The organism is Vibrio sp. L3-7, from assembly GCF_963898195.1.
GTDB classification, from domain to species: Bacteria; Pseudomonadota; Gammaproteobacteria; order Enterobacterales; family Vibrionaceae; genus Vibrio; species Vibrio echinoideorum.
Window position 1 is genome coordinate 206,151 of record NZ_CAWQUW010000074.1, and the last position, 13,726, is coordinate 219,876.

Here is a 13,726-nt window from a genome sequence, read left to right on the forward strand (position 1 = left end):
TGAAACATGAACGTATTAATCATCGGTGCTGGCGGTAGAGAACATGCTTTGGGTTGGAAAGCAGCACAAAACCCAAATGTTGAAACAGTATTCATTGCTCCAGGCAACGCAGGTACTGCGCTAGAGCCTAAACTTGAGAACGTAAAGATTGGCGTTGAAGACATCGCTGGTTTAGTCGCGTTTGCTCAAGAGAAGAAAATTGAACTGACTATCGTGGGCCCTGAAGCTCCGTTAGTTATTGGTGTGGTTGATGCATTCTGCGAAGTAGGTTTGCCAATCTTTGGTCCTACTCAAGCCGCAGCACAGCTTGAAGGTTCTAAAGCATTCACAAAAGACTTCCTAGCTCGTCATGATATCCCGACAGGTTACTACTCAAACTTCACTGAGATTGAACCCGCTATCGCTTACGTTCGTGAGCAAGGCGCTCCAATTGTAGTGAAAGCTGACGGCCTTGCCGCTGGTAAAGGTGTTATCGTTGCGATGACCCTTGAAGAAGCTGAAGACGCAATCAAAGATATGCTAGCAGGCAACGCATTCGGCGAAGCGGGCAGCCGAGTGGTTATCGAAGAATTCCTTGAAGGCGAAGAAGCAAGCTTCATCGTGATGGTTGATGGTTCTAGCGTACTTCCTATGGCCACCAGCCAAGATCACAAACGTGTTGGCGACAAAGATACAGGCCCTAACACGGGCGGCATGGGAGCTTACTCTCCTGCGCCGGTTGTGACTCCAGAAATCCATAACCGTATCCTTGAAGAAGTTATCTACCCAACGGTACGTGGCATGGACGCGGAAGGCGCTCCTTACACAGGTTTCCTTTATGCTGGCCTAATGATCGATGCAGACGGTACGCCTAAGGTTATCGAATACAACTGCCGCTTTGGCGACCCAGAAACGCAACCTATTATGATGCGTATGGAATCGGATCTTGTTGAGCTTTGCCTAATGGCTATCGACGAGAAACTAGACGAAGCGGAATCGAAGTGGGATCCACGAGCTTCTATCGGTGTTGTTCTTGCAGCCGGCGGCTACCCTGCTGACTACGCAAAAGGTGATGTAATTTCATTACCAACAAGCGAAGTTGAAGGCCAAAAAGTTTTCCACGCAGGCACTACAAATAACGAAGCTGGCGATGTTGTGACTAATGGCGGCCGAGTACTTTGTGCAACAGCACTTGGTAACACGGTTTCTGAAGCTCAGGAGCGCGCTTACGCGCTAACTAAGCAAGTTAGCTGGAACGGTATGTTCCACCGCAATGACATTGGTTACCGTGCGATTGCGCGCGAGCAAGAGCAGTAATCAGTATCATTCGCTAAATTCGAATGGCAGTAACTGAATGACCGCAACTGAATAAAAAGAAAAGGCGCCTCGATAGGCGCCTTTTTATTGCTTATTCGTACCTGTACAGACAAATAAGCACTTAGCCTACAGTAGGCCAAATGCTCTGATACTATTTAAGCGGTCTCTATTCTTTCAACAATGAGGGCCTTGATACACACTCATGATTTTCATCTGCCAATATCAAAAACTCAGCAACCGACAATTTTCTCAAAGACGCTTTACCGACAAAAGCACCATAGCTCTCTACAGACGATAAACGGTTAATCACAAAATTAGGCAATGTTTGGTTGAACTCAAAGTCATCAAACTGCTTACCAGAACAAGTCTGAAACGTTTTGCCATTCCAATAGCCCTGCAAAAGCTCTAACCCTTCATCATTTTGCTTCTCGGTAACATCGAGAACGGATGTCGCTTCCTGTTTATATCTGTCGAGCTGAACCGACTGTAACGGTAATACTTTTTTACCAATACGATACTGTTGATACACAGCCTCACCAGACTGATTAAAGCGCACATGTACACGATATGGAACCAACGCAAGTGAATCATCGCGTAACTCACCTTCACGCACAAATTCACGAAGCACATCTTCCGACCAAACATAGTCAGTTTTGTACCAGCCGTAATCGCCCATGGTGACATAGTCAGCAGAAGTATGAGGTTGTGTTAGCTTGTTGGTGACCCAGTAGAAACTTGTCGCGTCGCCCATGACTTGGCCGCCGGTGTAGGTTTCAAATTGCTCTAGGTTAGTACGAGGGCTTGTTGAAGAACAGCCAATAATAAATGTAGATAAGAGTGAAACGAGAAGAAATGTTTTTTTCATAAAACCTGTACCGAGGTGGAATACGACTACCTCGGTACAGTTTAGATTATTTCACTGAATCTTTCAGCGCTTTACCTGCAACAAATGCTGGAACATTTGCAGCAGCGATTTGGATCTCATCACCAGTTTTTGGGTTACGACCAGTGCGAGCTGCACGGTGGTTTACTTTAAAAGTACCAAAACCAATTAGCTGAACTTGATCGCCATCTTTAAGAGCATCAGTCACGCCGCCAAGAGTTGCTTCTAGAGCCGCTTTAGCTTGTGCTTTCGAAAGGTCCGCTTTTTCAGCAATAAAGTCGATTAATTGAGTCTTGTTCATTTTAGGTTTCCCTTCTTTGTATTTTTGAATTCAATTCACTCTAAAACATAAATGCCCCATCTGGCAAAGGTTTGTCGTCGATCTTTAGCTCTAATGCCGTAGTTTTAGCCATAATATGAGTAACAACTCACAATTTGTTACTGATTTTCTATGGCAAGCCCTTGTTTAAAAGGGGTTGAGTGTGAAATTAATGATGACCTAACCACTACTTATTCTCTATAATCCACGCTGAATCGCTGACAAAGCGTACAATTTAATTTAAGGGCAAACATGCTGCTGCTAACTATTTACGTCTCCATTGCTATTGGAGTTTCTTTCATTTGTTCTGTTTTGGAAGCTGTACTCTTGAGTATCAGTCCAAGTTACATTGCTCAACTAAAACAAAATGGGCACCCTGCAGCCGCGTCTTTAGACAAACTGAAAACAGATATTGACCGCCCGCTCGCGTCAATTTTAACGCTCAACACCATCGCACATACTATTGGTGCGGCGACAGCAGGTGCACAAGCGGCTGTGGTTTTTGGTAGCCAATGGTTAGGTGTATTCTCTGCCGTACTAACTTTGGGTATTTTGGTTCTGTCTGAAATTGTTCCAAAAACGATTGGAGCGACCTACTGGCGTCAACTTGCTCCAGCATCATCAACAGTGCTTCGCTGGATGGTGTTCTTCCTAACACCATTCGTATGGTTCTCAGAGCAGATCACAAAGCGCCTTGCTCGTGGTCACCAAGCACCAAAAATGCGTGATGAACTATCGGCGATGGCTATCTTGGCAAAAGAAAGCGGTGAGTTCGCAGAAGGCGAATCAAAGATCTTGAGCAACCTATTAGGCATTCAAGATGTGCCAGTGACTCAAATCATGACACCGCGTCCGGTTGTGTTCCGTGTCGATGCAGAAATGAGCATCAATGTGTTCCTTGAACAACACAAAGATACACCGTTCTCTCGTCCATTGGTCTACAGCGAGCAAACTGACAACATCATTGGTTTTGTACACCGTCTGGAGCTGTTTAGATTACAACAAGCGGGTTGTGGCGAGAAAGCTCTGGGTGAAGTAATGCGCCCTATCCACGTATTACTGAACAACATGGGCTTAGCAAAAGCATTTGATCAAATGATGGCAAATCGCCTTCAACTCTCTTTGGTAGTTGATGAATACGGTACGATTCAGGGCATCATTACCCTAGAAGATATCTTCGAACATTTGGTTGGTGAAGAGATTGTCGACGAAGCGGACAAAACCACAGACATGCAAGAACTTGCATTCCAACGCTGGGAAACATGGAAAGAGACACACGGCGTTATCGAGAACCGCGATGAAGAAGACAAGCCAAAAGAAGCTCTAACAGACAACGATGCTTCAGACTCAAAATCAGAGAATGATGACAAAACACTGAAAGAAGAGAAAAAAGATTCTTAATCCAGGCTTCACACCACCAGATAAAACAAAGGCTCCCTAGGGAGCCTTTGTTTTTCTTAATACTGGTTCACTACAGCGTGAGCGTAGCGACTACGCATAATGCTATCACTTTATGTAGATGCATGTAGCGATGGCACAGAAACCAATTATAAAGCGACACCAATGTTACTTACTGGGTCTTCACGCAATTCGTGACGTAGGTCTTTGATCAGCTCTAGGTCACGCTCATCCGTTTCACGTAGTGGTCGGAAGATCGCCCATTGAACGTCCCACTCTTCACACACGGCTTCGTTTTCTTTCTGGTTTTCGTTCGTTACTTCTTCAGCGCCTTGAGCAAACTCAAGCTCAGCAACCGTCTTCACAGATTGTTGACTCACTTTAATCACAGCTTCAAGCATATGCTCACGATCAAGTAATCCATGAATAAGTGTAGCTAAACCTTGGCATGCATCCATTGCTGGGTAAACACCATAAAAATCAAAATCATCACCACTAGGGAATAGCTCTTCAACTTTCTCAAGTTGACGCTCAAAATTCACCTTTGCCGTTTTAACGGTTAGGATTTCCCAAATGCTATCCAACACATCACGATAGATTCGAGCTTCCGCAAATTCTGTATTCTCACAAAACATGGCATAGTTAGGGTACATACGCTCACATAGACACGCCATAAAGGTAATTTGTTGCCAAGGTTCTAACTTTTCTAGACGAACCTGCAGTGGATTCTGAAGCATAGTCACTCAATAATTGCAGAAAAAGACAGCGAAAGTGTACTTGATAAACCTAGGATGGAAAAGGTAGGCCGATGAACAATTTTACGAATAAGCTCTATATTCTTACCGAGCATGACGATACTTACACGCAACTGATTGTAAACCGAGATTTACCTGACCTAGAAATCACCTCAAACCCCGAGTTAGCGGAGATCGTCTTGGCCTCTCCTCCGCTGATCGCAGAGCGTCTTGATGAGTTTAAGCATCTGGATTGGGTGCAAAGTACCTATGCAGGGATCAACAAATTAACCCAACCGAATTTACGTCAGGACTACACGTTGACTAACGTCAAAGGCATCTTCGGCCCTGCCATTGCCGAATACGTATTGGGTTACACAATCAGCCACTTTAGACATTTCACTCATTACCACCAGCAACAACAACAGCGAAACTGGCAACCACAGCTTTATACCAGCCTAACCGACAAAACCATGGTGATTTTGGGAACAGGTTCAATTGGCAGCCATTTGGCGAAAGCCGCTTCTGCGTTTGGTATCCATACGATTGGGGTCAACCGGACAGGTATCCCATCAAAGCAAGAAACCTTCAAAGACACTTTCCACATTAATGAATTAGAAGCCGCCCTCAAACAAGCGGATATTGTGGTGAACACACTGCCATCAACGGATGAGACATACCAACTACTGAATCAAACCACCTTAAGCTACTGCTCTAACGTATTGTTGTTTAATGTCGGTCGCGGGGAAAGCGTAGACAATAAAGCGTTATTGCTTGCGATTAAGAATAAACGGGTTGAACACGCTTTCTTGGATGTCTTTGAATGCGAACCCCTCACGCAAGAACACCCGTTTTGGAAGTTACCGCAAGTAACCATCACCCCACACATTGCAGCTCTAAGTGAGCCAAGACAGGTCGTGGAGATCTTCGCTGAGAATTACAAACAGTGGAGAGATGGCTTTAAACTGAGTCACACCATCGACTTCGACAAAGGTTACTGATGTCCTCATCGTTACTCACCGAAATACGACAATGCCGAGCCTGCGAGCCTCACCTCTCACATGGGGCTAATCCTGTGATTCAAGCGCATTCAAACGCCCGCTTATTGATCATAGGACAAGCTCCGGGCATCAAGGTTCATGAATCGTCTATACCTTGGAACGACGCCAGTGGTGAACGATTAAGGGATTGGTTGGGAATAGATAGAGATACCTTTTATGACGAACAGAAGGTTGCCATTGTACCTATGGGGTTTTGTTATCCAGGAAAGGGCAAGAGTGGCGATCTCCCACCACGCAAAGAGTGTGCGGAGCTTTGGCATAAAAAAGTGCTGCAATCGCTACCCAACATCCAAATGACACTACTGATTGGCCAATACGCACAAAACTATTACCTAACAAATAAAACCACCAGCACGCTCACTGAAACAGTACGCAACTGGCAGGTTTGGGCTCCAGAATTTTTACCACTTCCCCACCCTTCACCACGCAATAACATCTGGCTTAAGAAGAACCCTTGGTTTGAGAATGATGTCATTCCGTATATCAGAAAACACATCTCTGAGCATTTGGCCTACCATGATCCAAATACCTAATTAGCTGCACGCCAGCGAGAATAAGCAGATCTTAGATGCAGATCAGAAGGCAATAAAAAAGCGCTACCGATTTCTCGACAGCGCTTCTTCTAAAAACACATACTTAATTACTTATGATATGGCTTAGATAGGTCGTGAACGGCGTCCACAAATACACCAGCATTCTCTGGTGGCACATCTAGGTGAATACCATGGCCAAGGTTAAATACGTGGCCAGTACCGCCGTCACCAAAACCTTCAAGGATAGTACCGACTTCTTCACGGATACGCTCAGGCTGTGCGTAAAGTACTGATGGGTCCATGTTGCCCTGTAGAGCCACTTTATCGCCAATACGTGCTTTTGCATCAGCAATATTGATTGTCCAGTCTAGGCCAACTGCATCACAGCCAGTTGCTGCGATAGATTCTAGCCACATGCCACCGTTCTTAGTGAACAGAGTAACCGGTACACGGCGACCTTCGTTTTCACGGATTAGGCCATCTACAATTTTGTGCATGTACTGCAGTGAGAACAAGTTGTAGTCACGCGGAGTAAGTACACCACCCCATGTGTCGAATACCATTACCGATTGTGCACCCGCTTTAATTTGCGCGTTCAAGTATTCAATAACAGTGTCAGCAAGCTTATCTAGAAGTAAGTGCAGCGTTTGTGGCTCTGCATACATCATCTTCTTGATCTTAGTAAATGCCTTCGAACTGCAGCCTTCAACCATGTAAGTTGCCAGCGTCCAAGGGCTACCAGAGAAACCAATCAATGGCACTTCGCCTTTCAGGTCTTTACGGATCTGACGAACGGCATTCATTACGTATTGAAGCTCACCTTCTGGATCAGGTAGGCCAATCTTCTCTACGTCAGCTTTACATGTGATAGGACGTTCAAACTTAGGACCTTCACCTGTTTCAAAGTACAAGCCTAAGCCCATTGCATCAGGGATAGTTAGGATGTCAGAGAACAAGATTGCCGCATCAAGCGGGAAACGGCGCAAAGGTTGAAGTGTTACTTCAGATGCAAGCTCCGCGTTTTTGCACAAAGACATGAAGTCGCCTGCTTCTGCACGCGTTGCTTTGTACTCTGGAAGGTATCGGCCAGCTTGGCGCATCATCCATACCGGTGTGTAATCAACAGGCTGTTTTAAAAGTGCGCGTAAATAGCGATCGTTTTTTAATTCGGTCATTCCGTTAAATTCCAATTCAATCTTGTCTAGTTTTGATGGCGAGTATTCTAACACTGATTTAGGGGTAAAAGCTGTGTGCTTTGCAACCTAGATCAAGTTATTAACTTTTAAATCAATGCTTAATTTGCACCCAATTACGGGAGCATGTTAAAAATTTGTTCGCTAGCGAAAATTACAATTATAACATCTGAGTAGTCACTACTCAGCATCTCATAACGACATCTTACTTACCCCCTCCACTTGTGGAGGGTTTTTTTTAGCTTTTGACCATCCATAGGCCAAATACTATTGGGATCTATTTAATGCTCAGATTAATGTTCAATAACTTGATTCTCTAAACCTTTCGTCATCACATCATTAACTGTTTGTTCAATCAATTGTCTCGCAATGGTTCCCACAGGGGCAACATCAGGCAACCTTGTCACATCAAACCATTGAGCATCCGACAGTTCACTGTAATCCGGTTTGAGCGTACCACCAGCGTAGTCTGCGAGAAAACCCATCATCATGCTGGATGGAAAAGCCCATGGCTGACTGCCAAAGTAACGAATATTATCCACATCAACGCCCGTTTCTTCTTTGACTTCTCTAGCAACACACTGCTCTAAGGTTTCTCCGACTTCTAAGAAGCCCGCTATCACGGTATACATCCCTGTTTTATGTCTTGGGTGCTGAGCTAACAATATCTTGTTGTCGTTTCGTACAGCGACAATGATGCATGGGAAGATACGAGGATAATGAAGAGTTCGACAGTCTCCACACTGCATTGCAACTTGATTGTGATTAAGATGATTACGCCCACCACATTGAGGACAGAACCGCATACTTTGCGTCATATGCCCATATTGGATTGCTTTGCTTGCAATAAGGAAAACAGATTCAGGCCAATGAAGTAACTCTCTCAGATTTACCATGGTCAGTTCACTCTCAACATCACAGTCGTTGAGCCAATACACAGTATGACCTTGATGCTGACCGATGCAGATCGCATGTTCAACACTAAGACCTAATTCCTCGGCAGAGCCATAAGGAATCTGATCATTATTCACCCAAATATCACTACCTGAAACAACGCACCAATAAGCTTGATCTGTCATTTTGTTATCACTTTTTTTTAACATCCCTATGCCTCATTGCTTGCAGTTCGTTCATTTTACTGGCAATCTAATTTCATACTAGAGTTGTAGCAGAGAATAATTCAAACTATTACTTTTAGTAGATACCAATAAACGGACCTTGCTTAGGCAATTACTTGATCACAAGGTTGTGATCAGATCATGAGGACATGGTCATGCTAAATAAATTCAAACAAGTACAAGAACAATGGGGTGGCTCTAATGAGGTCATCGATCATTGGCTAGAAACTCGACAGTCTCTAATCGTCGAGTATTGTAAGCTTGCCGCTCTAAAGCCTTCATCATCAAAAACACCCGCTATCACTGAGCTTCCCTCTCCAGAAGCGCTCCAAAAATTCAGCCAACATCTTGTTGACTATATCTCCGAAGGTCATTTTAAAATCTATGACATGGTGATGGACAAATGGCATTCTACTGGTTTCAAAGCAACAGACGAAATTAACCAATCTTATGGTCATATAGTTCTCACCACTGAGCCACTACTCAACTTTACCGATAAGTATGCCGCCATTGAAGCTAGTGATGCACTAGAAAGCTTTGATAGTGATTTGTCTCTGATTGGTGAGATTATTGAGGCGAGGTTTGAGGTAGAAGATCAACTGATACAACAAATTGCCGATAGCCTAGCAGTTCCACCAGGAGCTTAATTGGCTTAATATCTCTAAGCTTGCCTCTGTGCAAGCTTTTTGTTTTATCTATAGATTACCTAAATTGTACTGCAGTAATGGGCTATTAACTCTCCACTACGACTCATTGCTTGGTAATACCCGACATTTCTAAGTCAATTTAAACTCTACCAACTAGTCTTCTAAAGACCCAAAGACTCCATAAAATCATCCTCAAGAAGATCGTCATGATCAAGTCCGACCAAAAGCAATAATTGCATCTCTATACGTCACTAATGCACTAATCCGTCAGAAACAAAAAAGGCACCCGAAGGTGCCTTTTTTCTTATCTCTTAGAGACTACTCGTAGAGCTTACTCTTCTGAAGAGAAGCCAGCATTTAGAAGTGCTGCTAGATTGTCAGTAGCTTGTTCAGCTGAAGGACCTTCTAACTCTTCTTCACGTTGCTTCTGGCGCTCTTGGTGGTATGCGAAACCAGTACCAGCTGGGATCAGACGACCAACAATTACGTTCTCTTTCAGACCGCGAAGGTCATCACGCTTACCAGAAACCGCAGCTTCTGTTAGTACGCGAGTCGTTTCTTGGAACGATGCAGCTGAGATGAATGACTCAGTTGCAAGAGATGCTTTAGTAATACCTAGTAGATCACGTTCGAAACGTACTAGTTCTTTACCTTCAGCTTCTAGCTTACGGTTAGCAATCTTAACATTGTGGTACTCAACTTGTTCGCCAGGTAGGAACGGAGAGTCACCAGAATGAGTGATTGTACACTTACGTAGCATTTGACGAACGATAGTCTCGATGTGCTTATCGTTAATCTTTACGCCTTGTAAGCGGTAAACTTCTTGAACTTCGTTCGCGATGTACTGAGTCACAGCGTGGATACCACGTAGACGCAGGATATCGTGTGGAGTTTCAGGACCGTCGGCGATTACATCACCACGTTCAATCTTCTCACCTTCGAACACGTTCAATTGACGGTGCTTAGGAATCATCTCTTCGTAAGCGTCACCGCCTTCACGAGTGATTACTAGACGACGCTTACCTTTCGTTTCTTTACCAAACGACACAGTACCTGTGTGCTCAGCAAGGATCGCAGGCTCTTTAGGCTTACGAGCTTCGAATAGGTCAGCTACGCGAGGCAGACCACCGGTGATATCTTTGTTTCCGCTCGATTTTTGAGGGATACGAGATAGTGTGTCACCAATGCCAACTTCAGCGCCATCTTCGATGTTTACAATCGCTTTGCCAGGTAGGAAGTAGTGAGCTGGCATATCAGTACCAGGGATCATTACGTCGTTACCTTGCTCATCAACAAGTTTGATAGCTGGACGCATATCTTTACCTGCTGCTGGGCGAGCTGCTGGGTCTGTTACTTCACTTGAAGAAAGACCTGTTAAATCGTCAGTGTTACGAGAAACTGTAATACCATCGATCATATCTACGAATTGGATACGACCTGCCACTTCAGTGATGATTGGCATGGTATGCGCTTCCCAGTTAGCTACAACTTCACCAGCAGTTACTGCTGCGTTGTCGCCTTTGGTTAGCATCGAACCGTAAGGAAGTTTGTGCTTCTCTTTAGTACGGCCGAATTCATCAATAATCGTCATCTCAGATGCACGAGAAGTGATAACCAGTTTCTTGTCTTTGTTGATTACGAACTTAGCATTGTGAAGTTTCACAGTACCAGTTGTCTTAGCTTGGATGCTGTTCTCTGCTGCTGCAGTAGATGCCGCACCACCGATGTGGAACGTACGCATCGTTAGCTGTGTACCAGGTTCACCGATAGATTGTGCAGCGATAACACCAACTGCTTCACCTTGGTTTACCAGGTGGCCACGTGCTAGGTCACGACCGTAACACTGTGCACAACAACCGAAGTCTGCATCACAGGTAACAACTGAGCGCACTTTCATGCTATCTACAGAGTTGTCTTCCATGATTTGACACCACTTCTCATCAATCAGAGTATTACGTGGAATCAGTACATCTTCAGTACCAGGCTTAAGAACATCTTCAGCAACTACACGACCAAGAGCAAGCTCAGAAAGTGCAACTTTAACGTCACCACCTTCGATATGAGGCATCATGTCGATACCTTCATGCGTGCCACAGTCATGTTCGTGAACTACAACGTCTTGTGCTACGTCTACTAGACGACGAGTTAGGTAACCCGAGTTAGCTGTTTTCAGTGCTGTATCCGCAAGACCCTTACGAGCACCGTGCGTTGAGATAAAGTACTGAAGGACGTTTAGACCTTCTTTAAAGTTCGCTGTGATCGGCGTTTCGATGATAGAACCATCTGGACGCGCCATCAGACCACGCATACCTGCTAGCTGACGAATCTGAGCTGCAGAACCACGTGCGCCTGAATCGGCCATCATGTAGATGCTGTTGAACGATTCTTGCTGTTCTTCTTCGCCGTCACGGTTAATAACTGTTTCAGAAGATAGGTTATCCATCATTGCTTTCGCAACACGGTCATTCGTAGATGCCCAGATATCGATAACTTTGTTGTAACGCTCACCCGCAGTAACAAGACCAGATTGGAATTGCTCTTGGATTTCACGAACTTCTTCTTCAGCAGATTCAATTTCATCGTATTTCGCTTGAGGTACGACCATATCGTCGATACCTACAGAAACACCTGAAAGTGCAGCGTATGCAAAACCTGCGTACATGATTTGGTCAGCGAATACTACTGTATCTTTAAGACCAAGCTTACGGTAACACTCGTTTAGTAGGTTAGAAATTTGCTTCTTACCTAACTTCTGGTTAACGATGCTGTACGGCAGGCCAGATGGAACGATCTGCCATAGCATTGCACGACCAACAGTCGTATCAACTAAGCCAGTATTCGTTGTGCTATTACCGTCTTCGTCTACTACAGTTTCAGTGATACGTACTTTAACGCGAGCATGTAGCTCAGCAGTCTTAGTACGGTATGCCTTTTCAGCCTCTTCAGGGCCAGCAAGGTACATACCTTCACCTTTCACGTTGATCTTGTCACGTGTCATGTAGTAAAGACCCAATACAACATCCTGAGAAGGAACGATGATCGGATCACCTGATGCTGGCGACAGAATGTTATTCGTCGACATCATTAGGGTACGAGCTTCTAGCTGTGCTTCTAAAGTTAGAGGCACGTGTACAGCCATTTGGTCACCATCGAAATCGGCGTTGTATGCCGCACACACTAATGGGTGAAGCTGAATCGCTTTACCTTCGATTAGTACTGGTTCAAACGCTTGGATACCTAGACGGTGAAGTGTAGGTGCACGGTTAAGCAGTACTGGGTGTTCGCGGATAACTTCGTCTAGGATATCCCAAACGATCGCTTCTTCGCGCTCTACCATTTTCTTAGCAGCTTTGATTGTCGTAGCCATGCCACGAGTCTCTAACTTGCTGTAGATGAATGGTTTAAATAGCTCAAGTGCCATCTTCTTAGGAAGACCACACTGATGCAGACGAAGGTATGGACCTACTGTGATTACAGAACGGCCAGAGTAGTCTACACGCTTACCAAGAAGGTTCTGACGGAAACGACCTTGTTTACCCTTGATCATATCAGCAAGAGATTTCAGAGGACGCTTGTTAGAACCCGTGATTGCACGACCGCGACGACCGTTATCTAGAAGGGCATCAACAGACTCTTGCAACATACGCTTTTCGTTACGTACGATGATGTCTGGAGCCGCTAGCTCTAGAAGACGCTTCAAACGGTTGTTACGGTTAATCACACGACGGTAAAGGTCGTTCAGATCTGAAGTCGCAAAACGACCGCCATCTAGAGGTACTAGAGGACGTAGATCTGGCGGTAGCACTGGAAGTACAGTTAAGATCATCCATTCAGGCTTGTTGCCTGATGAGATGAATGATTCAACTAGCTTCAAACGCTTAGTAACTTTCTTACGCTTAGTTTCAGAGTTAGTTGTTTCCAACTCTTCGCGCATTTCTTCCACTTCTTGATGAAGGTCCATTGTTGAAAGCAGATCTTTGATCGCTTCAGCACCCATCTTAGCAGTGAATTCGTCACCCCACTCTTCTAGGCGATCCAGATACTCTTCTTCAGTAAGCATCTGAGATTTTTCTAGATCAGTCATACCCGGTTCAGTTACTACGTACATTTCGAAGTAAAGAACACGTTCGATATCACGTAGAGGGATATCCATTAGTAGACCGATACGAGACGGTAGTGATTTAAGGAACCAGATGTGAGCAACTGGTGAAGCTAGCTCGATGTGGCCCATACGGTCACGACGAACTTTAGTTTGTGTAACTTCAACGCCACACTTCTCACAGATAACACCACGGTGCTTCAGGCGCTTGTATTTGCCACAAAGACATTCGTAGTCTTTAACTGGACCAAAAATACGTGCACAGAACAGACCATCACGTTCAGGTTTGAACGTACGATAGTTAATTGTTTCCGGCTTTTTAACTTCACCAAAAGACCACGAACGGATCGTGTCTGGTGAAGAGAGACCGATTTTGATTGCATCAAATTCTTCGGTCTTATGCTGTGCTTTTAGAAAGTTTAATAAGTCTTTCACATTCAGCTCC

The 13,726-nt window shown here is 44.7% G+C and carries 11 protein-coding genes; 5 read left to right on the plus strand and 6 right to left on the minus strand.

The annotated features are described in order from the left end of the window. Nucleotides 1-6: 6 nt before the first annotated feature. Nucleotides 7-1,296, plus strand: a complete 1,290-nt coding sequence (gene purD / locus AACW75_RS26405; protein ID WP_145570044.1) for a phosphoribosylamine--glycine ligase — start codon at nucleotides 7-9, stop codon at nucleotides 1,294-1,296. Between the two features lie 166 nt (nucleotides 1,297-1,462). Here purD and AACW75_RS26410 read toward each other — a convergent pair whose 3' ends face one another. Together AACW75_RS26410 and hupA are read right to left on the minus strand one after the other, a co-directional pair. Continuing rightward, on the minus strand, nucleotides 1,463-2,161 hold the full coding sequence (locus AACW75_RS26410; protein WP_145570045.1) for a DUF1481 domain-containing protein: 699 nt from the start codon (nucleotides 2,159-2,161) through the stop codon (nucleotides 1,463-1,465). Nucleotides 2,162-2,207: 46 nt separating this feature from the next. Continuing rightward, nucleotides 2,208-2,480 (minus strand): nucleoid-associated protein HU-alpha, encoded by a 273-nt coding sequence (gene hupA, locus AACW75_RS26415; RefSeq protein WP_004729753.1) that lies wholly within the window; start codon nucleotides 2,478-2,480, stop codon nucleotides 2,208-2,210. A gap of 270 nt (nucleotides 2,481-2,750) precedes the next feature. Between hupA and AACW75_RS26420 the strand changes: the two genes are divergently transcribed. Beyond that, nucleotides 2,751-3,899, plus strand: a complete 1,149-nt coding sequence (locus tag AACW75_RS26420) for a CNNM domain-containing protein (protein WP_017073775.1) — start codon at nucleotides 2,751-2,753, stop codon at nucleotides 3,897-3,899. Nucleotides 3,900-4,045: 146 nt separating this feature from the next. Here the strand turns inward: AACW75_RS26420 and AACW75_RS26425 are convergent, their stop codons facing one another. Beyond that, nucleotides 4,046-4,633, minus strand: a complete 588-nt coding sequence (locus AACW75_RS26425) for a YjaG family protein (protein WP_029224888.1) — start codon at nucleotides 4,631-4,633, stop codon at nucleotides 4,046-4,048. A gap of 71 nt (nucleotides 4,634-4,704) precedes the next feature. Here AACW75_RS26425 and AACW75_RS26430 point away from each other — a divergent pair, with 71 nt between their 5' ends. Together AACW75_RS26430 and AACW75_RS26435 are read left to right on the plus strand one after the other, a co-directional pair. Continuing rightward, complete coding sequence (locus AACW75_RS26430) at nucleotides 4,705-5,631, plus strand: D-2-hydroxyacid dehydrogenase (protein WP_135457673.1); 927 nt, start codon at nucleotides 4,705-4,707, stop codon at nucleotides 5,629-5,631. Further along, nucleotides 5,631-6,224, plus strand: coding sequence for a uracil-DNA glycosylase family protein (locus tag AACW75_RS26435; RefSeq protein ID WP_135457672.1), 594 nt, complete (start codon nucleotides 5,631-5,633; stop codon nucleotides 6,222-6,224). The genes AACW75_RS26430 and AACW75_RS26435 overlap by 1 nt, the downstream gene beginning before the upstream one ends. Before the next feature lie 107 nt (nucleotides 6,225-6,331). On the opposite strand, the gene hemE is transcribed toward AACW75_RS26435, so the two are convergent. Then, nucleotides 6,332-7,399: a uroporphyrinogen decarboxylase gene (hemE, locus tag AACW75_RS26440; RefSeq protein ID WP_145570046.1), complete on the minus strand. Its 1,068-nt coding sequence runs from the start codon at nucleotides 7,397-7,399 to the stop codon at nucleotides 6,332-6,334. Nucleotides 7,400-7,710: 311 nt separating this feature from the next. After that, a complete protein-coding gene (gene nudC / locus AACW75_RS26445; protein WP_145570047.1) occupies nucleotides 7,711-8,520 on the minus strand; it encodes an NAD(+) diphosphatase in 810 nt (269 codons plus the stop codon). A 164-nt stretch (nucleotides 8,521-8,684) separates the two neighbouring features. On the opposite strand from nudC, the gene AACW75_RS26450 reads away from it, so the two are divergent. Next, complete coding sequence (locus AACW75_RS26450; RefSeq protein WP_017073780.1) at nucleotides 8,685-9,182, plus strand: Rsd/AlgQ family anti-sigma factor; 498 nt, start codon at nucleotides 8,685-8,687, stop codon at nucleotides 9,180-9,182. A gap of 331 nt (nucleotides 9,183-9,513) precedes the next feature. Here AACW75_RS26450 and rpoC read toward each other — a convergent pair whose 3' ends face one another. Then, complete coding sequence (gene rpoC / locus AACW75_RS26455; protein WP_029224889.1) at nucleotides 9,514-13,716, minus strand: DNA-directed RNA polymerase subunit beta'; 4,203 nt, start codon at nucleotides 13,714-13,716, stop codon at nucleotides 9,514-9,516. Nucleotides 13,717-13,726 lie beyond the last annotated feature (10 nt).

Bases quoted from the DNA above. Each gene is read 5' to 3' on its own strand.
- purD (WP_145570044.1), top strand. From the start codon at position 7: ATGAACGTATTAATCATCGGTGCTGGCGGTAGAGAACATGCTTTGGGT.
- AACW75_RS26410 (WP_145570045.1), bottom strand. From the start codon at position 2,161: ATGAAAAAAACATTTCTTCTCGTTTCACTCTTATCTACATTTATTATT.
- hupA (WP_004729753.1), bottom strand. From the start codon at position 2,480: ATGAACAAGACTCAATTAATCGACTTTATTGCTGAAAAAGCGGACCTT.
- AACW75_RS26420 (WP_017073775.1), top strand. From the start codon at position 2,751: ATGCTGCTGCTAACTATTTACGTCTCCATTGCTATTGGAGTTTCTTTC.
- AACW75_RS26425 (WP_029224888.1), bottom strand. From the start codon at position 4,633: ATGCTTCAGAATCCACTGCAGGTTCGTCTAGAAAAGTTAGAACCTTGG.
- AACW75_RS26430 (WP_135457673.1), top strand. From the start codon at position 4,705: ATGAACAATTTTACGAATAAGCTCTATATTCTTACCGAGCATGACGAT.
- AACW75_RS26435 (WP_135457672.1), top strand. From the start codon at position 5,631: ATGTCCTCATCGTTACTCACCGAAATACGACAATGCCGAGCCTGCGAG.
- hemE (WP_145570046.1), bottom strand. From the start codon at position 7,399: ATGACCGAATTAAAAAACGATCGCTATTTACGCGCACTTTTAAAACAG.
- nudC (WP_145570047.1), bottom strand. From the start codon at position 8,520: ATGTTAAAAAAAAGTGATAACAAAATGACAGATCAAGCTTATTGGTGC.
- AACW75_RS26450 (WP_017073780.1), top strand. From the start codon at position 8,685: ATGGTCATGCTAAATAAATTCAAACAAGTACAAGAACAATGGGGTGGC.